Here is a 21475-nt window from a genome sequence, read left to right on the forward strand (position 1 = left end):
TTTGAATAATAGGAATTTGTTATGTCTTTAGGTCCCGTCATGCTGGATGTGGTCGGCAAGGAACTCACCGCCGACGATATCCGCCGCTTGCAACATCCGCTAGTCGGCGGGGTGATTCTGTTTGCGCGTAACTTTGAGAGTTGCGCGCAGCTCAAGGCGCTCACAGCCAGTATACATGCGGTGCGTCAGCCGCCGCTGCTGATTGCCGTGGATCATGAAGGCGGTCGCGTGCAGCGCTTCCGAGAAGGCTTTACCAAAATCCCGCCCATGCGCGAGTTTGGCCATATTTGGGACAAAAACCCACGCAAAGCGAAAGAGCTGGCGGTAGAGGCCGGGTATGTGCTGGGCGCAGAGCTAAGGGCGCATGGCGTGGATTTCAGCTTTACGCCAGTGTTGGATATGGACTATGGCGACAGCCTGGTGATTGGGGATCGCGCGTTTCACCGTGATCCGCAGGCGATTAATGAGTTGGCGTTTAGCCTGATGCAAGGCCTTAAAAAGGCTGGCATGGCTGCGGTAGGCAAACATTTCCCCGGGCATGGTTTTGTGGTGGCAGATTCGCATGTGAGCATTCCGGTGGATGATCGCGAGTTTGACCAGATTGCACAAAACGACATGCAGCCGTTTGTACGCATGATAGACGAGGGCTTGCATGCGGTGATGCCCGCACATGTGATTTATCCCAAGGTCGATGATAAACCGGCCGGCTTCTCGTCCCGCTGGCTGCAAAAAGTGCTGCGTGAGCGCTTGGGCTTTAATGGTGTCATTTTCAGTGATGACTTGAGTATGGAAGGCGCCACCGTGGCAGGTGACGTCACTGCACGAACCATGGCTGCCTTGAACGCCGGGTGCGATATGGTGTTGTTATGCAACCGCCCGGACTTGGCCGATGAATTGTTAAGCAAGCTAGCGTGGAAGATTTCTGCACAAAGTATTGCACGCCTGGCACGTATGCATGGCGGTCATCATCCGCAGGATATGGTGGCATTACGAGAGTCTGCGGCCTATGTAGAAGCGGTCAAGCGTGTGGCCATGGTCGGTCAAAAAGAGGCGGATTTGTTTGCTTGAAGCCGGACGGTTGCGGTAAGCTAGACAATTATTGATGACAATCTAATCACGGCGTAAACATCGGTATCAATTATGAAATGGATCATTCTTGGCATTTTCTTGGCTTCGGTCAGTTATGTGCACTTCAGGGGCAAGGTCAGGCACCGCTTTTATCGCCAGATATTTGACCATTCCGGCATTGTTTCGCCATTCAATGTATTTTTATATCTGTTCTCCAAAGCGCCGACCACGCCGTATTTGCCGGTGCATGACTTCCCGGAACTGAAAGCGATCACCGACCGCTGGCAGGAGATCCGTGAAGAAGCGTTGTATGTACGCGAACAGGAGCGTATTGCTGCGGCCAAAACCAATAACGATGCAGGATTTAACTCATTCTTTAAAACCGGCTGGAAGCGTTTTTACCTCAAGTGGTATGACGCACATCATCCCTCGGCCAGTATTTATTGCCCGAAAACTGTTGCCTTGCTACAAAGCATTCCCAGCGTCAAAGCCGCCATGTTTGCCGAGCTACCACCCGGCGCGCATTTGCGTCCGCACCGTGACCCCTATGCCGGTTCTTTGCGCTTTCACCTTGGCTTGGCAACGCCCAATAATGATCAATGTTTTATCCGTGTTGACGGCGAAGACTACAGCTGGCGCGATGGCCAGGCTGTCATGTTTGATGAAACCTATATTCATGAAGCTTATAACAAGACAGACGAAACACGCGTCATCCTGTTTTGCGACATTGAGCGCCCGATGCGCTACCGCTGGGCGCAAGCCGTGAACCGGTTTCTGGCCAACACCATCGTCACTGCCGCCAGCTCGCCAAACGAAGCCGGGGACCAGACCGGGGTCATTAACCGGCTGTTTCACTATGCCTGGGTGATTGGGCAATACCGCCGCCGTTTTAAAAAGTGGAATAAAACTGTTTATCAAATCACGCGTATCGTGTTGATCGCGTTGGTCATTTACGGGCTATGGAAGCTGTAAAACCGGGCGTTTGTTCACACAAATGTCATGCTAAGCCTTGAAACTTTAGGTGTTTGCCATTATCTTAGCTACAGAAGTTGTTTTTAGTTTTAATTGAAAAGAGGAAATACACTATGTCAGATATGCAAGTTTTAGGTCGTGACGGTCAATTATCCGAAACGCAAAATCGCGTACTGCGCAATACATACGCCTTGCTGGGTTTGAGCATGGTGCCCACTGTGATTGGTGCCTATGTCGGCCTGCAAATGAACTTTGGCTGGATGGCAGCTCACCCATTCATGTTTTTTATCGGTTTTATGGCGGTGATGTTCGGCATGTTCAAGCTGATTGCGGTTAATCAGAACAGTGGCGTAGGCGTATGGTTGTTGTTAGGCTTAACCTTCGTCTTTGGCGTGATGCTTGGCCCAATCCTGCAATTTGCATTGCACCTGCGTAATGGTGCCGAGATTGTAGGCTTGGCTGCTGCCGGGACTGGGATCACTTTCTTAAGCTTGGCTGGCATTGGTTCTTCCCCAGCCCGTGACTTCAGCGGTATTGGCAAGTTCTTGATGATAGGCCTGATTCTGGCGATTGTCGCTGGTTTGGCGAATATGTACTTCCAAATTCCAGCCCTGTCATTGGCGATCTCTGGCGTCTCAGTACTGATTTTCTCCGGTTACATTCTGTATGACGTGAACCAGATTGTACGTGGCGGCCAGACCAACTATGTGATGGCAACATTGAATCTGTATCTGGACATCTACAACCTGTTTGTTAACTTGTTGAATATCTTGCTTGCTGTATTAGGCAACCGCGACTAAAAGCCAAATCGTTCCACCTTAAAAACCCGCCATTCGCATGGCGGGTTTTTTATTTGTATTAATTTGGTTTATACGAAAAATATGTTTGTAGTTGGTTGTTTTTAGCCAGCGTGGTTTATTTCAGCCATGTACGGTGTTTTTTTGAATATTTATATACGTAACACATTGTTTTTGTTGTGGAAAAAATATGCGTTTAAGTGGCCTGTTTTTTGCATAGAAGCATCCCTGGAGAGAGGGGGATGCTTTGAGATATACAATAAAAACAATGCTTTTATTAGCTGTATTTTCGGGTGGTGCATATGCAGCTGATTCTGATAAACCTATGGATGGAAATAACAGCAAACAGGATGATCAGAAGATCAATCTTGATGAAATCGAAGTTACTGCACCTAAAGTAGTCCCTGATCTGGGAGTAACTCAGGAGGAAAGTGTTTCGAATGTGAAGTCCAAAACTGCGAAAGATATACAGCGGGCACAGTCATCTAGTTTGAGTGAGTATTTAGGTGATCGCATGCAATCAGTCAATGTGAATGACTATGGCGGCAATGTTTTTCAGATGGATGTGAATTTTCGTGGTTTTAGTGCCTCCCCATTGCTTGGAACTGCACAAGGGATGTCGGTATACCTTGATGGGGCACGCATGAATGACCCCTTTGGGGATACGGTGACATGGGATACTTTTCCTATGAATGCGATTGAGCGCTTGGATCTTGTCCCCGGCTCAAATCCATTGTTTGGCCTAAACACTATTGGTGGTGCAATCACCATGAGGACTAAAAGTGGTTTCTCGCGCGACGTCAATGAGATTAAAGCTTCAACTGGTTCTTGGGGCCGCAAGCAAGTTCAGATGTCGGTTGGTGGTTCAGCTAATGAGCATCTGGCTGCATTTTTGGCAGTCAATCGTTTTGAAGAAACCGGATGGAGACAGTTAACCCCCACGGAAGTGCGGCAAGCCTTTCTTAAGTTGGAGGGTAGGGTAGGGAATCTCGATACTTCGCTGAGTGTTTTGAATGCTGATAATAGTTTGTTTGGTAACGGATTAACGCCGTTGTCTATGCTACAAAAAGACTGGTCGAGTATTTTTACAGCTCCCGATATTACGAATAATAAAACTAATCACTATAACTTTAGTAGTAGTTGGCAGGTCAGTGATGAGCATCGTTTCGAATTCATGACTTTTTCACGAAAAACCAAACGCGATACAGAAAATGGCGATTGGAATGATGACTTTAATGACAGTGATTATGATGGCAAGAAAGGAGGGTTAGGTGATCTTGGCGGTCAAGTTGATGGTGCGCCAATTGCGTTGCTTAATAAAACCAAATCGGACTTGTCTGCAAACGGGGTGACTTTCAGCTATCGTTTTGAGGGGGAGAAAAACAATTTCCTTCTCGGTGTCTCAAAAGACACTAAGGATGTCCGATATCAAAGCAGCTCACGGTTGGCGACACTTGATAGTGATCGTGTAGTGCAAACAGTTTCTTTACCAGATTATCCGGTGAATTCTGGTGAGGATATTTTAATCAACCGACTCCGTGGTGATGAGGTGATTAAGGCCACCTTTTTTAGTGATACCTATTCCCCACGCCCTAACATACATTTCACATTTTCAGGACGTTGGACGCGTGCAACCGTGTCAAATAACCTCATTAGCAGTCGTAATGGTCTCTCGTCTGCGGATGACAGTATTTTTTACAGGCCGGAGCAATTCGAATCTTTTGATTACAAATCGTTTACTCCCTCAATTGGAGGTTCATGGTCAATCACTCCACGGCTAAATGTATTTGGGAGTGTTAGTCGCGGGAATCGTTTGCCATCTGCCCTGGAGCTGGCTTGTGCAAATCCTAATGCGCCCTGTCGAGTACCCTCTGCTTTAACGGATGACCCTTATTTAAAGCAAGTTATGTCAACGACCACTGAAATCGGTGCACGGGGGATGTGGGGTAAAAAATCTACTTGGAATTTTGCAATATTCAATACTGATCTAAAAAATGACATCTTGTTTGTTGGTTCCCCGGTCAGTAATCAAATGGGCTACTTCACAAACTTTGGCGAGACGCGTCGCCAAGGTATAGAGTTGGGCACAAGTATTATCGAAGAAAAGTTCAAGTTTGACATTAATTACACCTACCTGATGGCGACTTACCAGACCGCAGCCAGGTTGAGAAATAATGCAAATAGCACATCACAATTTGATGTTAGCAATTTTGGCAAGCTGAGTGAGCGTTTTAGTTATCAAGTGGAACCAGGTGATCAACTTCCAGGGGTACCTAATCATCAATTGAAGTTAGGGCTTGAGTATTATTTTTCACCAAAATTTGATCTTGATATCAATGCGAATATTTTTAGTTCAGCTTATGTTCGCGGCAATGAAAATAACGAACATAAAGCTGGCACTGTGGTGAGTGTGATTGATAATGCAGGAACAACAGAGTCGCGTACTTTTCAAAACTCAGGCCAAATTCCGGGCTATGCGGTTTTTCACCTACAGCTGAGGTACAAGCCTCGCAAAGATGTAACGCTCTTCGTTAAGGTAAACAATATTTTTGATCGCCATTATTACACTGCAGGCAGTTTGGTAACGAATCCATTTGTCAGTTCTGGCAGTGCTCCTGGGAATCTTGGGGTTAGTGGATTTAATCACAACTCATCTAATTGGGAGCGTGTTACCTCTTATGCTCCTGGCGCTCCTAGAGCTGCGTGGCTAGGAGTTGGTTGGGATTTCTAATAGGTGGTGGTTGATTTTAGCCTGCCTGCGGTTGTTTGCAGCCATGATTTAAAGCGAGAAATATTTTTCCTTATAAATTTATTTTATTTTCAATGGCTTGCACTATTTTTTTCATTGGCATCAGATTTGCATTATAGCTTTTGGAAGCTGTAATGATTCCAGAGTTAACTAGTCTTTGATGCTCGCATGATGGCTAGTAGCTGTTAATTGTTTATAGACATTTGGAGGAGTATGTATGATTAATAAAAAAGTGATGAAATTGGCTGTGAGTGTTGCGTTTTCTGCTGTTAGCTTATGCTCACAAGCGGCCGTAGTTGATGCCACAACCTTGCGTGTCTTTGGGTCTGCAACACTTGGTAATGATAAGTTGTATACATTAGATCCACGCAGCAATATGACGATGTTGGCTTCCTCTAGCCAGACTTTAAGCTTCCTTGGAGACTCTGTAGGCTCAGTCTTGGATCAAGTATGGAAGAACAATACAACTGGTCAGCTTTCATTCTTTACACGTGTCGTCATGGATACGGCAGGGTATGAAGTTAATGATATTGTTCGTTCCGGCTATACAGGTTTTACTACCGATGTGACTTGGTTTAAGGATGCTGGTAGCAACGTAGCGAGTCAAGGATTCAGATTGAAAAGCGCTGGGCATACCGATTCGATTGGTACTGCTACAGATGTTTATAAATCAGACTTCATCAATTTGCGTTCAGACATTTCTGTAGAAGAGGGTAAACCTACATCAGGTTGGTATGTGATTAATACTAATGCAACTGCTTTTACAACGATTACTGGAACATCTGCCTCAGCATACGGTATGTTCCTCAGATCAACCGGTGAAGATGTAGGTGCCCCAGCTTCACTATACATCTCCGCGTTTGCTCCAACTGTTGCGGTTCCAGTACCTGAGCCAGAAAATATTGCTTTGTTGATGGCTGGTTTGGGCTTGATTGGCATAGCTGCTAGGCGTCAGAACAAGCAAGCTTAATACTAATAATACTTGCTTTTAACTTGAAAAATAATTTATAACCAAGGGTGGCACAGTCCACCCTTATTGAGGGGACTCTAAAATGAATGGTTTAATAAAAGCTTTGATTATCGGAGGAATGTTTACATTTTCTGCGCATGGTTTTGCGCAGTCAGTGTTATTGAATTTTGATTACATTGCTCAAGCGAATGCAGCAGCAAACTTAACTCCCGGTGCATCAGTATCCAGTCTGGGCGGTCAAAGTGCAGGTTGGTTAAAAGTTACAGATTTAGCTGACTTGAACTTGGGAGATGGTAAAACTGGTGTGCGTATTCAAGCGCAGTTACAAAATCTCTCTCAGTTTGGGAACTACGGCTCGAATACTCTTGAGCTGAATTTCCTTGGTACGGGTATTTCCAGTGGTGGCAAGGATTGGGTTGATACTGTTGAGAGTTACAGAAACATTTCTGGGAACTATACCTTGAATGGTGGGGATGAAGGTGGTATCGAATGGGCTGAGCATGGTTCCGTTGGTAATGGAACGGCAGGAACCGCTACAAGTCACAAATGGGCATTCTTCCAGCAACAATTTAATGTTCAATTGGGATCTTGGACGGATGGAGAGACTATTACATTTGATTTTGTCAATGGTAGCACTCTTAGCGATGGCCCGAATAAGGGGCAAGCATACAATGGATTTAGCGTCGCTAGCCTGCTAAGTAGTCCAGTAGCTAACCAAGATGGCGTTCAGCCTAGTGCCTATGCTTGGTTGCGATTACAACCAATTGCCGGTAACTCCGGCATTCCTAGTGATACCAGTGCTTGGTATCGGCCCTTTATGAATGCTACGAATGGACGATTGAACTTCTTGGCAACATCAGTGACCGCAGTGCCTGAAGCTGAAACTTATTCAATGCTCCTGGCGGGTTTAGGTCTGATTGGTGGCATCGTTCGCCGTCGTAAATCTGCTTAATTAGTTGATTTTGCATTAAACAAACCCGCCTTTGGCGGGTTTGTTTTTTGTATGACTAAATGAGCGCTCTTGATCTGGTCGTTATCCATTTGATTTGGCTAAGCGACGCTGCCTGAAGAAATCACTTAATAACGCGCCACACTCATCGGCTAAAATGCCTTGATTGACTTCGCAATGATGATTCAGTTTCTGCTCGGCCATTAAGTTCACGACGCTGCCGCAGCAGCCCGTTTTAGGGTCACTGGCACCGTAAACCAGACGGGCAATCCTGGCGTGTTGTATGGCGCCGCTACACATGGCACAGGGCTCTAGGGTGACGTATAAGGTGCAGCCAACCAGTCTGTAGTTGCCTAAGTGCTGCGCGGCTTCACGCATGGCCTGGATTTCCGCATGGGCGGTGGGGTCATTGAGGCTGATGGGGGCGTTGCGGCCTTGGCCGATAATTTGGCCATCTTTGACTACAATGGCACCGACCGGGACTTCCCCCTGGCTCACTGCTTCATTTGCCAGTGCGATGGCAATGCGCATAAATGCTTCGTCTTGCATGCTTATCTACTACTATTTTTATCGGCGAGGCGGATCAGTATGTACACCAGCCCCATGACAAATGCGCCGGCCAGCCAGATGGCGATTTCTTCATAAGTCGGTGTGGCATCTTGTACAGGGAGCACAATCAGTTTGCGCAAAAACATGACCAGCACCACCTCGACAAAGGTTTCTACCAGTAATTTGTGGCCGCGGAGGTAGCGAATTTCTGCCGAGATGAGGGCAGAGATTGACCACAGCAACATCAAGGTGCCCAAGGCGCGCAAAAAGCCATGAACCAGATTGTGTGCGTAAGCGGCTTCCTTCACGTCGAGGAAAAATAGCCAGGTAAACATCAGCACAGAGGTAGCCAGAGCCAGGCCAATAATAATATGCGCGAACCCATTGAGCCAAAGCATGGCCTTGATGGCGATGCGGTTGAGTGGTGCAAATTCTTCAGGTAGTTGTTCTTGCGACATATTGGATCCAATCAATGCGACAGCAAGGATGATAAATCATTTGCTCAGCAATTGCTCCAGTGGAATCTCGCAACAGGCTTTGAGCAGCCATTGCATGGCCTTGCCCATTTCGCTGGGCCGCTGTTGGCGCCAGGCAATAAAAGTGGGTCCCACCGGTTTCGGTTCTGATACCTGTTTTAGCACAAGTTTGCCCTGCGCAGCGGCCGCTTGTGCCATAAATTTGGGTAGATAGCCGATGGCAATTCCTGCCATTTGCGCCTTTAATTTTGTCTGCATGTCAGGCACGGTGAGTACATCCTGGCCAGAAAGAATGCCTGAGGTCCTTGGGGGCAGGTTGCGTGAACTGTCTGCGGCCGCTACAACGCGATACTGCACAATATCACTGGCGCTGAGCGGCTCTGGTAATGCGGCAAGCGGATGATGCGGGGCCACAGAAAACACAAATTCCAGTTGTCCGAGCAAATGCGTAGAGAAGCCGCCGCCAGGCGGCGCATCTCCTGGAGCGCCGATAGAGATATCAGCCCGCCCCGACTGTAATGCATCCCAACTCCCACCATAGACCTCACGGACTAACTTCACACGGGTGCCAAAACCCTGCTGGTAAAAGGCTTGTAGCAGATTGAGTACCGGGTCGAAATCAAATAAATCGCTAATCGCAATGGCAATATCAGTTTCAATACCGGTCGCAACGCGTTGTACGCGGCGCTCCAGCGCATGGGCGGCATCGAGCAAATAACGGCCTTCTTTGAGCAGTTCGGCACCGGCTTCGGTCAGCATGGCGCGGTGGCCACTGCGGTCAAAAAGCTCCAGCCCCAAATCTTCTTCCAGTCTGCGGATGGTGTAGGTGAGTGCCGAGGGGACGCGGTATAGCGACTCTGCCGCGGCGGCAAAACTGCCTTTGCGGTCAATCGCATCAATGACTTCAAGGGCTTCGAGACTCAGTTTAATGGCCATAGCTGAAGGGATAAGGTTGAAAAAGGGCGGGGTGGTTCATCGCAGTTTAAGTGCTAACAGCTTCATCAAAAAATCTGAACAAGTGATGCAAAATGTTTTGCTATCTAAAGATTAAGTGTTTTTTTATCATACATTTAAACTTTCAAATGGAGTGAATAAATGTTGCATGTTCGCCCTTCAAATAGTCGTGGTTATGCTAATCATGGCTGGTTACAAAGCTTTCACAGTTTTTCTTTCGCCAGTTATTACGACCCTGAGCATATGAGCTACTCGGTGTTGCGGGTGATCAATGACGACAAAATCGCCCCTGACACGGGATTTGGTATGCATGGCCATCAGGACATGGAAATTATTACCTACATGTTGGCGGGGGAGTTGCGCCATACTGACAGCATGGGCCACAGCGCAGTGATTCGCGCGGGGGATGTGCAGCGCATGAGTGCGGGCACGGGTATCCGTCATAGTGAGATGAACGCCTCCTCGCAGACCACGGCCCATTTGCTACAAATCTGGATCACACCTGATACGCAAGGCTTGGCACCGGCGTATGAAGATAAAACCATCCCGCTGGCTGACAAGCAAAACCGCTGGGCCTTGATTGCTTCGTCTGATGCCCGAGCAGGGTCATTAAAAGTACATCAGGATCTGTCATTGTATGCCACGGTACTGACAGCAGAGACTGCTTTGCCGGTTGAGGTCAATACGGGACGTTGTGCTTACCTCCATATTGCATCCGGCGCAGTGATGATCGATGGTCAACAGTTGCAGACAGGGGATGCTCTCAAGGTAGATGCCCCGGTTTCTCTCTCGATACTTGCTGCGCAAGACAGCGAAATATTATGGTTTGATCTGCCTGAAATAGTCGAATAATCGTTTTACATTTTTTAAAGGAGCAATAACATGACTCAAGTTTCAATTGTTTATCACAGTGGGTATGGTCATACCGCTGAGCAAGCTAAAGCCGTGGCCCGTGGCGCGCAAAAGGTTGCGGGTGTGACTGTCAATCTGTTAACTGTGGATGAGGCGCAGCAGCAGTGGGATCTGCTCAAGGCCAGCGACGCCATTATCTTTGGCAGCCCAACCTATATGGGTTCGGCTTCAGGCCAGTTTAAAACCTTTATGGATGCCAGCTCCAAGGCCTGGTATACCCGTGACTGGAAAGACAAGATTGCGGCTGGCTTTACCACTTCTGCCAGCCAGAGTGGTGACAAGCTTAGTACCTTGATCCAGTTGGCTGTGTTTGCCGCGCAGCATGGCATGATTTGGGTAGGCCAGGATTTGCTGCCGGGGAACAATAACAGTAATGGTTCGGTCAACGACTTAAACCGTTTGGGCAGCTTTTTAGGTGCGATGGCGCAGGCGAATGCTGACCAGGGCCCCGACTTGGCGCCGATTCAGAGTGACCTGCTCACGGCAGAGCACCTGGGTGAGCGCGTGGCCAGTGTTGCGTTACGTTTTGCGAAAGCCGCTTAACCACGGTCTCATTAAAAACCTATCCTATTTCACGATCTAACAAGGAGAACTCAGTGAAAAAGTTAATTTTGTCGCTTGGCTTGATGATGGCTACTCAGGCCTGGGCGGTGACCGATACCTACAATATCGATGGCACCCACAGTTTTGCCAATTTCAGTATCCGTCATGTTGTTTCCAAAACTTCAGGGACTTTTAACGATGTCAGTGGCGTTATTACCCTGGATCCCACCAATCTGAATACGGCGACCGTACGCGCTGCGATCAATGTCAGCAGTGTGAATACCGGGTTTGGCAAACGTGATGAACATATCAAGGCGGATAAGTATCTGGATGTGGGTAAATACACCCAGATTTTGTTTGAGAGCACCAAGATCACGGCCAGCAACCAGACGCAGGCAGTGATGCAGGGTAAGCTGACCATGCATGGCGTGACCAAACTGGTGGATATTCCCGTGAAAGTGTTGGGCTATGGCGCCGATCCATGGGGTGGCCAGCGCGCAGGTTTTGAGGGGCATTTGACCATCAAAGCTTCTGATTATGGTTTTGGCTGGGCGACGGGCGCCAATGCGCCGGTCGGTGACGACATTGAAATCACCTTGTTGGTTGAAGGTGTGAAAGCAAAATAATTTTAAATCCATGCGCGGACGTTTTGTCCGCGCAGTGTTTATTGTATGCAGGGAATGAGGAGCGAGTATGGCATTGGATTTATTTTCCCCGGGCAAACTGGGCAGCATTGAGATCAAAAACCGTATGGCGATGGCCCCACTGACACGTAACCGTGCAGGTGAGGGCGGTGTACCGCAAGCAATGAATGTCACCTATTATGAGCAACGGGCGACTGCCGGGCTGATTATTACCGAAGCGACTCCGATCTCGCCGATGGCGCATGGCTATCCTGCCTTGCCAGGCATTTATACTGATGCGCAGGTGGCTGGTTGGAAAAAAGTGACTGATGCTGTGCATGCCAAGGGCGGAAAAATCGTCATTCAGTTGTGGCATGTAGGCCGTATTTCACACCCCAGCTTGTTACCCAATCAGGCCTTGCCAGTGGCGCCATCAGCAATTAAGCCTGCCGGCCAGGCATTTACCTACCAGGGTTTGCAAGATTACGTGACCCCGCGCGCACTGGAGGTGTCCGAATTGGCTGGCATCGTGCAGGATTATATTCATGCCACAAAATGTGCCATTGCAGCGGGTTTTGATGGTGTAGAAGTGCATGCAGCCAATGGTTATCTGCTAGATCAGTTTTTGCGCGACGGTAGCAATCAGCGCCAGGATCAATATGGCGGTCCGGTAGAAAACCGTACGCGATTACTGCTCGAGGTGGTGCAGGCGGTGGTAGATACAATAGGCGCAGACAAAGTGGGGGTGCGCTTGTCACCGGTGAACCCGTTTAATGATATGCATGACAGCCAGGCGCAGCAAACATTCAATCATGTCACGGATGCCTTGAATGGATTCAAGCTGGCCTATCTGCATGTGGTGGAAGGGGGCATTCATGGCGATGGCAAAGCTGAGCCATTTGATTTTGCGGCGATGCGTAAATTGTTTAAGGGCGGTTATATCGCAAACCTGAGTTATGACAAGACGCGCGGGAATGCGGCGATTGCCAGTGGCCATGCAGATGCAGTCGCTTATGGTGTCCCGTTTATTGCCAACCCGGATCTGGTTGAGCGGTTTGCAAAAAATGCCCCACTCAATGAGGCTGACTCCAAAACGTTTTACGGCGGTACCGAGCATGGCTACACCGACTATCCTTTCTTAAGTGCCTGATTGTACTCGTGTCTACCTTGTGTTGACGGGGTAGACACGCTCTACTTGGCGACTAATGCTTGCTGCTCAGGAGGCGCGAGCGTAAAATCCGCACAACCGAATATTTGCGGGCCTCTCTGGCTCGTTATATATGCATCCACATCATGCCTCTGCGAGCTTAATTCTGCATGTCTAGCACCAGCACTGTTTCATCTACTCCAATATCCCTGGCCTCAAGAAAGCTGGTGGTTGCCAACTGGAAAATGCATGGCAATCTCATGCGTAACCAGCAATTGATTCAGGCCTACCTGCCAGCTTTGGCCGCTTGTACGCGCACTGAGGTCGTGGTCTGCGTGCCTTATCCCTATCTTGCGCAAATTCAAACCCTGTTGACGGGAACTTCTGTCGCTTGGGGCGCACAAAATGTTGCGAAATATGAGGAAGGTGCCTACACCGGTGAAGTAGGGGCGCAAATGCTGACTGATTTTGGCGCCAGGTATGTGATTATTGGCCACTCGGAGCGCAGTACGGCTTATTGTGAGTCCGATGAAAATATCGCTGAAAAATTCATGATGGCCAAACGGCATGGCTTAACACCTATTTTATGTGTGGGTGAAACGCTGCTGGAGCGTGAAGCGGGCGTCATGGAACGCGTGGTTGGCAAGCAGCTGGAAACCATCATCCGCTTATTTGGCGGTAAGGCCTTTGCGGGCAGCATTGTTTCTTATGAGCCGATATGGGCGATTGGCACCGGGTTGGCGGCCACTTCGGAGCAGGCAGTCGCCATGCACCAGTTTATTCGAGAGACGGTTGCCGCCTCCGATAAAACGGCGGCTGACACGTTAAAAATCCTCTACGGGGGCAGCGTAAACCCGCAAAATGCGGTACAATTGTTGAATCAGAAGGAAATTGATGGCGCGCTGGTCGGTCGTTGCTCGCTAGATGCAGAGCAATTTATAAAAATATGTCAGGCCGTCCCTGAAAATAGCGTCATCTAGATAGCGAAAGAGCCAAAAGCCAAATCGTTATTACTTAATGGATTAAAGAAATATGGAAAACGTCATTCTCGTCATTCATGTGCTGGCAGCTGCTGCCGTGATTGGCCTGGTCTTATTGCAGCATGGTAAGGGTGCCGATATGGGCGCCGCTTTTGGCAGTGGAGCCTCCGGAAGTCTATTCGGCGTGTCTGGGTCCTCTAACTTGCTGAGCAAGCTGACATCGATTTTTATTTCAGTGTTTTTTGCAACTAGCTTGACGCTGGCCTTTATGTCCAGCCATAAAGCAAGTTCTGGCAGTGTGGTTAAATCCACAGTGACCCAACAGGCTCCGGCCAAAGGTGAGGCTACAGAAGTGGCCAAGCCGGTTGAAAATACACCCAAAGATATTCCTAACTAAACATTGGCCGTCGTGGTGAAATTGGTAGACACGCTATCTTGAGGGGGTAGTGACGAAAGTCGTGCGAGTTCGAGTCTCGCCGACGGCACCAGATAGAGTTGCTTGCAACTTTGCTCTGGCAGGGAATAGATGGTTTGGGAGTGTTTTAATGGGCGGCTAGCTGCATTGAAATAACTTGTTAACATGATCGATGAAGGCAAATCAGTGTTAGAAAACTATTTCCCGATTTTGATGTTTATCCTGGTGGGGCTGGGCGTTGGTCTTGGTCCGTTGCTTGCCGGTAAAATTCTCTCTCCGCACAAACCTGATGCGGAAAAAAATTCTCCATACGAATGTGGCTTTGAAGCCTTTGAAGATGCGCGCATGAAGTTTGACGTGCGCTACTATCTGGTCGCTATTCTATTTATCCTGTTTGATCTCGAAATCGCGTTTCTTTTCCCTTGGGCCGTAGTGATTCAAGAAATTGGGTCTGCCGGTTTTTGGGCAATGATGGTCTTTTTGTTTGTATTGGTGGTCGGCTTCATCTTTGAATGGATGAAGGGCGCCCTTGAATGGGATTGATGCAAAATGAGCATTGAAGGCGTATTAGAAAAAGGCTTTGTTACCACCACGCTGGATACGGTGATTAATTACACTCGTACTGGTTCATTGTGGCCGATGACGTTCGGTCTGGCTTGCTGTGCGGTTGAAATGATGCATGCTGGCGCTTCGCGTTACGATCTGGACCGTTTCGGGATTGTGTTCAGGCCCAGCCCTCGTCAGTCAGACGTGATGATTGTGGCAGGTACGCTGGTGAACAAAATGGCCCCTGCGCTACGCAAGGTCTATGACCAAATGGCAGAGCCGCGCTGGGTAATTTCCATGGGTAGTTGTGCTAACGGTGGCGGCTACTATCACTACTCTTATGCAGTCGTGCGCGGCTGTGACCGGATTGTGCCGGTGGATGTATATGTGCCTGGGTGTCCTCCCACTGCCGAGGCCTTGTTGTACGGCATCATCCAGTTGCAAAAGAAAATCAAGCGTACCAATACGATTGCCAGAACCTGATGGTGACGCGCTCTGACAACATACTAAGCCCTAGAAATTAACTATGTCTGCAAAACTCGAACATTTGTCTGCACAGCTCAAGTTGGCCTTGGGTGAGGGTGTGGTCAGGCTGGAGCAACAGTTGGGTGAACTCACGGTGGAAGTCCATGTGAAACACCTGCTGGCCGTGGCTGAAAAATTGAAAACCCATGCGGAGCTCAAATTTGAGCAACTGATTGACTTGTGTGGGGTGGATTATCTGGAGTATGGCGATGGCCGCTGGGAAGGTCAGCGCTTTGCTGTGGTGCTGCATTTGCTTTCGGTCAGTTTGAATCAGCGTGTGCGTATCCGTGTGTTTGCAGCTGACGATGACTTTCCTGTGTTTCCGACCTTGGTCGATATCTGGCCTGTCGCCAACTGGTTTGAGCGTGAAGCCTTTGACCTCTACGGCATTATGTTTGAAAATCACCCCGATTTGCGTCGTTTGCTGACAGATTACGGTTTTGTCGGTCATCCTTTCCGTAAAGATTTCCCCATGATTGGTAACGTTGAAATGCGTTATGACCCTGTTCAGCAGCGCGTCATCTACCAGCCAGTATCGGTAGAGTTGCGCAATAATGTGCCAAGGATTATTCGTGATGAAGGTGCTCACCATGGCTAATCACTTGCAAGCTTCAATCCAATGCGGCGTTGTCATTGCTTGCCGTATTGACTCATACAGTCTGTGCAATTCCGCCTTGTTTTGGGCTGAATCTTGCAAGCTGAGGAATGGTTAGTATGGCTGAAATTAAGAACTATACGATGAACTTCGGCCCGCAGCACCCTGCGGCACACGGTGTGTTGCGTTTGGTGCTGGAGCTGGATGGTGAAGTGATCCAGCGCGCCGATCCACACATTGGCCTGCTGCACCGTGCCACTGAAAAACTGGCTGAGAACCGTACTTATTTGCAAAGTGTGCCTTACATGGACAGGCTGGATTATGTCTCCATGATGGCCAATGAGCACGCCTATGTCATGGCGATTGAAAAAATGCTCGGCATTGAGGTGCCAGTGCGCGCGCAGTATATCCGCGTCATGTTCGACGAAATTACCCGTATTCTCAACCACTTGCTGTGGCTGGGTGCACATGCGCTGGACGTCGGCGCCATGACGGTTTTCCTGTACGCGTTCCGCGAGCGTGAAGATTTGTTTGATGTGTATGAGGCCGTGTCTGGCGCCCGTATGCATGCGGCATATTACCGCCCGGGTGGCGTATATCGTGACCTGCCGGAAAAAATGCCGCAACACGAAACCACCAAATTCCGTAGTGCAGAAGAAATTAACAAGCTCAATGAAAACCGTCAGGGTTCCATGCTGGACTTCATTGAAGATTTTACCAAGCGTTTCCCGACCTATGTCGATGAATATGAAACACTCTTGACCGATAACCGTATCTGGAAGCAGCGGACAGTGGGTATTGGCGTGGTGACACCGGAGCGCGCATTGGCATTGGGCATGACCGGTGCCATGTTGCGTGGTTCTGGCATTGCCTGGGATTTACGCAAGAAACAGCCTTATGAAGTCTATGACAAGATGGACTTTGATATCCCGATTGGCGTCAATGGCGACTGTTATGACCGGTATCTGGTGCGTGTGGAAGAAATGCGTCAATCCAACCGTATCATCAAACAATGCATAGACTGGTTGCGCAAGAACCCAGGGCCAGTCATTACAGATGATAATAAGATTGCCCCGCCAAACCGCGAAGGGATGAAAACCAATATGGAAGACTTGATCCACCACTTCAAGTTATTTACCGAGGGTTTCCATGTCCCAGCAGGGGAGGCCTATGCCGCGGTTGAGCATCCCAAAGGCGAGTTCGGGATTTATATGGTGTCAGATGGTGCCAATAAACCTTACCGCCTGAAAATCCGTGCGCCGGGTTTTGCCCATTTGGCTGCATTGGATGAGATGACCAAAGGTCACATGATTGCCGACCTGGTAGCCATCATTGGGACACAAGATATTGTGTTCGGTGAGATCGACAGATAATCCGAACAACGTGATAGCGCGGATCGAAAAGATAGTAAGGTAAAAGCATGCTCAGTGCAGAATCGATTGAAAAGATTGAATACGAACTGTCCAAATATCCAGCTGACAGGCGTCAGGCAGCGGTGATGTCTGCATTACGCATCGTCCAGATGGAGCGTGGCTGGTTATCCAAGGAAAGTATTTCCGAAGTAGCCAAGTACTTACGCATTCCGGAAATCGCGGCGTTAGAAGTCGCTACCTTCTACAATATGTATGATCTCGAGCCAGTCGGAAAATACAAAATTACGGTCTGTACTAATATTTCTTGCATGTTGCGTGGCTCAGATGAGATTGTCGAGCACTTGCAGCACAAGTTGGGTGTGGGCTTCAACGAAGTTACAGCGGATGGTAAATTCTGCCTGAAAGAAGGCGAGTGTATGGGCTGTTGCGGTGGCGCACCGTTACTGCATGTGAATAACAGTGAAATGCACGAATTTCTGACCACCGAAAAAGTGGATGCCCTCATTAACGAGCTAAACAAGGGCTAGGATACGGAATATGGCTAAGACTTCAAATGCTTCCTTGAATAGTAAACCAGTGATCAAAACTGATTTGGCCGGCCAGACTTTGGTGACTTTGCGTACACTTAGCGAAGACAATCCTGCCGCCTTGGCAACGTATGAGAAATTAGGCGGCTATGCCCAGCTCAAGCGCTTGGTGACCGAAAAAGTGAAGGCCCCGGATATCATCAGCCAGGTCAAGGTGTCCAATTTGCGTGGTCGAGGTGGTGCAGGCTTTCCGACCGGCCTCAAATGGAGCTTTATGCCGCGTTATTACGACGGCACCAAATATCTGGTTTGCAACACAGACGAAGGCGAGCCAGGCACATTTAAAGACCGTGACATTATCCGTTATAACCCGCACCAGTTAATCGAAGGCATGGCGATTGCCGCTTACACGCTGGGTGCACGCGTGGGGTATAACTATATCCACGGTGAAATCTGGCAGGATTATGAGATTTTTGAGGCTGCGTTAGCTGAGGCGCGTGAAGCTGGCTACCTGGGTGAAAATCTGTTCGGCACCGAATTTAGCTTTGATCTCTATGCCGTCCATGGTTACGGGGCTTATATTTGTGGCGAAGAAACGGCCCTGATTGAGTCGATTGAAGGCAAAAAAGGCCAGCCTCGTTTCAAACCGCCTTTCCCTGCCAGCTATGGTGTATTTGGCAAGCCGACCAACGTCAACAATACCGAGAGCTATGCCTCTATCCCCTGGATCATGCAGCATGGCGGACAGGCATTTGCTGATTTAGGCGTGCCTAATTCTGGTGGCAGTAAGTTATTCTCGGTGTCTGGTCATGTTGAAAAACCAGGAAACTACGAGATCAAAATGGGCACGCCATTTAAGGACTTGCTGGCCATGGCCGGTGGTGTTTGGAAAGGTCGCAAGTTAAAAGCGGTGATTCCTGGCGGCCCTTCCACTGCGGTCATGCCAGCGAGCGCCATTGAAAATGCCACCATGGACTATGATGGCTTGAGCAAAGCCGGCTCCAGCCTGGGTGCGGGTTCCATGATTGTGATGGACGAAACCACCTGCATGGTGAAAACACTCAAGCGCTTGAGCTATTTCTTTTATGAAGAAAGCTGTGGGCAATGCACGCCTTGCCGCGAAGGCACCGGTTGGGTGTACCGCATTATCGAGCGTATTGTCGATGGCAAAGGCAAGATGGAAGATCTCGACTTGCTGACTGATTTAAGTAACAACATTTCTGGCCGAACCATCTGTGCTTTGGGTGATGCTGCAGCAACGCCTGTGTTGAGTTTCATCAAGCACTTCCGTCCCGAATTTGAGTATTACATCCAGCATGGCAAATCCATGGTAGATGGTAAATAAACGGTTTTAAGCTTAACGGTAATCACATGCTAAACATCGAAATTGACGGCAAACCTCTAGAAGTCGAACATGGCAGCACCATTATTGATGCGGCCGATGCGGCAGGGATCGCCATCCCGCGTTTTTGTTACCACAAAAAGCTGTCGGTGGCCGCCAACTGTCGTATGTGTCTGGTGCAGGTAGAAAAATTCAATAAGCCATTGCCTGCCTGTGCAACCCCGGTGGCGGACGGCATGAAGATTTACACCCGCAGTAAGTCTGCCGTGGAAGCCCAGCAAAGCGTGATGGAGTTTTTGCTGATTAACCACCCGCTGGATTGCCCAATTTGCGACCAGGGCGGTGAATGTGACTTGCAGGATATTGCCGTCGCTTATGGCGCGTCTGGCTCACGCTATACCGAAGAAAAACGAGTGGTCTTCAATAAAAACATTGGTCCGCTGGTCAGCACTGATATGACCCGTTGTATCCAGTGTACACGCTGTGTGCGCTTCCTGAAAGAAGTAGGCGGCATGCAGGAGCTAGGCTTGGTCAATCGTGGCGAGCATGCCGAGATTACCGCGTATGTTGACCAGTCTGTGAACTCTGAGCTCAGCGGCAATATTATTGATTTGTGCCCGGTGGGCGCGCTGACCAGCAAACCTTTCCGTTACTCCGCACGTAGCTGGGAGCTGGTGCGCAGACCTTCGATTGCGCCGCACGATGGCTTGGGTTCGCACATTGAAGTCCACGTCAAAGATCATAAAGTGATGCGTGTGTTACCGCGTGAAAAAGAGTCGATTAACGAGTGCTGGCTGTCTGACCGCGACCGTTTCTCCTACGAGGGCTTGAACAGTCCGGACCGCCTCAAGGTGCCCATGATCAAGCACAACGGGCAATGGCAGGAAACTGACTGGAAAACAGCCATTGAGTTTGCAGCGGGTCAGCTCAAAGACATTACCAAACAATATGGCGGTGATGCCTTGGGCGTGCTGGTTTCTCCGAATAGCACCATGGAAGAAGGGTACCTGATCAAGCAGCTGGCAGATGGCCTGGGCTGTGGCAACGTGGATTACCGCCTGCGGCAGACAGACTTCCGCCTGGATGGTAAACGCACCGGCACCCCATGGATGGGCTGCAATATTCAGGAAGTCGAAGAGCTGGATCGCATCCTGCTGATTGGTTCGAATATCCGCAACGAGCATCCTTTGCTGGCTCAACGTATCCGCAAGGCCGTTTCCAGAGGCGCTGAACTATGTATTGTCAGCCCGCTCGATAACGATCCATTGATGGACATCGCGCACAAAGTTATCGTGCGCCCGAATGACATGGTGAATGTGTTGGGGCAGATCCTCAAAGCCATGTCCGGTTTGCAAAAACTGTCCCTTTGCTTGCCACCCACACTGAACAAGTTACTCGAAGAAATCCAGGTACGTCCCAATACGCAAAAAATTGCAGAGTGCCTGGCGGGTATCAGCGACGACTTGATCCTGATTGCACCCAAGGTTGGTATTTTTCTAGGCAATATGGCCTTGAGTGATCCCCGTTTTACCGAGATGTACAGTATGGCTGAAGCCATTGGCGGCATCAGTGGTGCGAAAGGCGGTATTTTGCCACCTGCGGCAAACAGCACCGGCATGCATTTGATGGGTGTCATGCCTACAGCCACTGGCATGCACGCGCGCGCCATGCTGGAAGTCCCACGCAAAGCGTATCTATTGCTCAATATCGAGCCTGAGCTGGATTGTCAGCATGCCGCACTGGCAGCCGATGCCATCGCTAAAGCCGAGTGCGTGATTGCCTTGACGGCTTACAAGTCTGCAGCACTCGACAACGCCGATATCCTGCTACCGATCACGCCATTCACCGAGACCTCAGGCAGCTTTATGAGCATGGAAGGGCGTGTACAGAGCTTCCAGGCCGTGACGCGTCCTCTCGGCGAAGCGCGCCCAGGCTGGAAAGTCCTGCGTGTGCTGGCAAATACGCTGGACTTGCCTGGCTTCGAATACAACAGTTCCGACGAAGTGAAAAATGCCATCTTTAATGGTGAGAAGCCCTCGGCCGTGGTCTGGCGCAGTCTCAACAACAACCTCAAAGAGCTGGTAGAAATTCAGGTGAATATCAAGAAACAAGGCCTGCAGCGAATTGGTGAAGTGCCACAATACGAGTCTGACCCCATCGTGCGCCGTTCTGCGCCCTTGCAAAAAACCAAATACAACATCCGTCCGATGGCACGGATGCATGCTGACCAATTGGCCGAGCTTGGCTTGCAAGATGGCGACATCGTTGTCGCCCGTCAGGATAAAGGCAGTGCTGTGCTTAAAGCGCGTCTGGATAACCACGTTGCCAAAGGCTGTGTGCGTGTGGCTGCAGCGCATCCACTCACTGCGGGTCTGGGCGATTTGATGGGGGACATCACCATTGAAAAAGCGTCTGCCGAGCAAGTGGCAATTTACGAAAAACAACTGACCGAGATGGCATAAC

Annotated in this window: 22 protein-coding genes and 1 tRNA gene; 20 read left to right on the top strand and 3 right to left on the bottom strand. The window is 49.3% G+C overall.

What is annotated here, in order from left to right:
• The first annotated feature begins 21 nt into the window (after positions 1 to 21).
• The 6 genes from nagZ to ACT53D_RS01960 all read left to right on the top strand — a co-directional run bounded on the left by nagZ (position 22) and on the right by ACT53D_RS01960 (position 7508).
• The gene (nagZ, locus tag ACT53D_RS01935; RefSeq protein WP_313988383.1) at positions 22 to 1068 is read left to right on the top strand and encodes a beta-N-acetylhexosaminidase; all 1047 of its coding nucleotides are present in this window, start codon (positions 22 to 24) and stop codon (positions 1066 to 1068) included.
• Positions 1069 to 1140: 72 nt separating this feature from the next.
• Positions 1141 to 2040 (top strand): lipid A hydroxylase LpxO, encoded by a 900-nt coding sequence (gene lpxO / locus ACT53D_RS01940; protein ID WP_476154211.1) that lies wholly within the window; start codon positions 1141 to 1143, stop codon positions 2038 to 2040.
• 113 nt (positions 2041 to 2153) lie between these two features.
• Positions 2154 to 2840, top strand: coding sequence for a Bax inhibitor-1/YccA family protein (locus tag ACT53D_RS01945; RefSeq protein ID WP_476154213.1), 687 nt, complete (start codon positions 2154 to 2156; stop codon positions 2838 to 2840).
• Positions 2841 to 3105: 265 nt separating this feature from the next.
• Positions 3106 to 5568, top strand: coding sequence for a TonB-dependent receptor (locus ACT53D_RS01950; RefSeq protein ID WP_476154215.1), 2463 nt, complete (start codon positions 3106 to 3108; stop codon positions 5566 to 5568).
• A 235-nt stretch (positions 5569 to 5803) separates the two neighbouring features.
• Positions 5804 to 6556 (top strand): PEP-CTERM sorting domain-containing protein, encoded by a 753-nt coding sequence (locus ACT53D_RS01955; protein ID WP_194748186.1) that lies wholly within the window; start codon positions 5804 to 5806, stop codon positions 6554 to 6556.
• Positions 6557 to 6638: 82 nt separating this feature from the next.
• Complete coding sequence (locus ACT53D_RS01960) at positions 6639 to 7508, top strand: PEP-CTERM sorting domain-containing protein (protein WP_228518758.1); 870 nt, start codon at positions 6639 to 6641, stop codon at positions 7506 to 7508.
• Between the two features lie 81 nt (positions 7509 to 7589).
• Here the strand turns inward: ACT53D_RS01960 and tadA are convergent, their stop codons facing one another.
• Genes tadA through ACT53D_RS01975 form a run of 3 tightly spaced genes read right to left on the bottom strand, consistent with a single transcriptional unit; the run spans position 7590 to position 9466 of the window.
• The gene (gene tadA / locus ACT53D_RS01965; protein WP_476154218.1) at positions 7590 to 8054 is read right to left on the bottom strand and encodes a tRNA adenosine(34) deaminase TadA; all 465 of its coding nucleotides are present in this window, start codon (positions 8052 to 8054) and stop codon (positions 7590 to 7592) included.
• A 2-nt stretch (positions 8055 to 8056) separates the two neighbouring features.
• Complete coding sequence (locus tag ACT53D_RS01970) at positions 8057 to 8512, bottom strand: phosphate-starvation-inducible PsiE family protein (protein WP_194748184.1); 456 nt, start codon at positions 8510 to 8512, stop codon at positions 8057 to 8059.
• Positions 8513 to 8548: 36 nt separating this feature from the next.
• Positions 8549 to 9466: a LysR family transcriptional regulator gene (locus tag ACT53D_RS01975; RefSeq protein WP_476154220.1), complete on the bottom strand. Its 918-nt coding sequence runs from the start codon at positions 9464 to 9466 to the stop codon at positions 8549 to 8551.
• 159 nt (positions 9467 to 9625) lie between these two features.
• Between ACT53D_RS01975 and ACT53D_RS01980 the strand changes: the two genes are divergently transcribed.
• From ACT53D_RS01980 to nuoG, 14 genes are all read left to right on the top strand, one after another.
• A complete protein-coding gene (locus ACT53D_RS01980) occupies positions 9626 to 10336 on the top strand; it encodes a pirin family protein (RefSeq protein WP_476154222.1) in 711 nt (236 codons plus the stop codon).
• A 30-nt stretch (positions 10337 to 10366) separates the two neighbouring features.
• The gene (locus tag ACT53D_RS01985; RefSeq protein ID WP_194748181.1) at positions 10367 to 10939 is read left to right on the top strand and encodes a flavodoxin family protein; all 573 of its coding nucleotides are present in this window, start codon (positions 10367 to 10369) and stop codon (positions 10937 to 10939) included.
• Positions 10940 to 10992: 53 nt separating this feature from the next.
• Positions 10993 to 11565 carry a YceI family protein gene (locus ACT53D_RS01990; RefSeq protein WP_476154224.1) on the top strand — a complete coding sequence of 191 codons (573 nt, stop codon included), beginning with the start codon at positions 10993 to 10995 and terminating at the stop codon, positions 11563 to 11565.
• A 67-nt stretch (positions 11566 to 11632) separates the two neighbouring features.
• On the top strand, positions 11633 to 12712 hold the full coding sequence (locus tag ACT53D_RS01995; RefSeq protein WP_476154226.1) for an alkene reductase: 1080 nt from the start codon (positions 11633 to 11635) through the stop codon (positions 12710 to 12712).
• 167 nt (positions 12713 to 12879) lie between these two features.
• Complete coding sequence (tpiA, locus tag ACT53D_RS02000; RefSeq protein WP_476154228.1) at positions 12880 to 13689, top strand: triose-phosphate isomerase; 810 nt, start codon at positions 12880 to 12882, stop codon at positions 13687 to 13689.
• Positions 13690 to 13741: 52 nt separating this feature from the next.
• The gene (secG, locus tag ACT53D_RS02005; protein ID WP_476154230.1) at positions 13742 to 14086 is read left to right on the top strand and encodes a preprotein translocase subunit SecG; all 345 of its coding nucleotides are present in this window, start codon (positions 13742 to 13744) and stop codon (positions 14084 to 14086) included.
• A gap of 6 nt (positions 14087 to 14092) precedes the next feature.
• Positions 14093 to 14177, top strand: a tRNA-Leu gene (locus ACT53D_RS02010).
• Positions 14178 to 14290: 113 nt separating this feature from the next.
• A complete protein-coding gene (gene ndhC, locus ACT53D_RS02015; protein ID WP_029148540.1) occupies positions 14291 to 14647 on the top strand; it encodes an NADH-quinone oxidoreductase subunit A in 357 nt (118 codons plus the stop codon).
• Positions 14648 to 14653: 6 nt separating this feature from the next.
• On the top strand, positions 14654 to 15133 hold the full coding sequence (locus ACT53D_RS02020) for a NuoB/complex I 20 kDa subunit family protein (RefSeq protein ID WP_018985714.1): 480 nt from the start codon (positions 14654 to 14656) through the stop codon (positions 15131 to 15133).
• A 43-nt stretch (positions 15134 to 15176) separates the two neighbouring features.
• Positions 15177 to 15773, top strand: a complete 597-nt coding sequence (locus tag ACT53D_RS02025; RefSeq protein WP_476154232.1) for an NADH-quinone oxidoreductase subunit C — start codon at positions 15177 to 15179, stop codon at positions 15771 to 15773.
• Positions 15774 to 15889: 116 nt separating this feature from the next.
• A complete protein-coding gene (locus tag ACT53D_RS02030) occupies positions 15890 to 17143 on the top strand; it encodes an NADH-quinone oxidoreductase subunit D (protein WP_476154234.1) in 1254 nt (417 codons plus the stop codon).
• 47 nt (positions 17144 to 17190) lie between these two features.
• Positions 17191 to 17670 (top strand): NADH-quinone oxidoreductase subunit NuoE, encoded by a 480-nt coding sequence (gene nuoE, locus ACT53D_RS02035; protein WP_194748174.1) that lies wholly within the window; start codon positions 17191 to 17193, stop codon positions 17668 to 17670.
• Positions 17671 to 17680: 10 nt separating this feature from the next.
• A complete protein-coding gene (nuoF, locus tag ACT53D_RS02040; RefSeq protein ID WP_194748173.1) occupies positions 17681 to 19015 on the top strand; it encodes an NADH-quinone oxidoreductase subunit NuoF in 1335 nt (444 codons plus the stop codon).
• Positions 19016 to 19041: 26 nt separating this feature from the next.
• Positions 19042 to 21474, top strand: a complete 2433-nt coding sequence (gene nuoG, locus ACT53D_RS02045; RefSeq protein WP_476154236.1) for an NADH-quinone oxidoreductase subunit NuoG — start codon at positions 19042 to 19044, stop codon at positions 21472 to 21474.
• Position 21475: the final 1 nt, after the last annotated feature.

Source organism: Methylophilus sp. DMC16 (assembly GCF_056314045.1).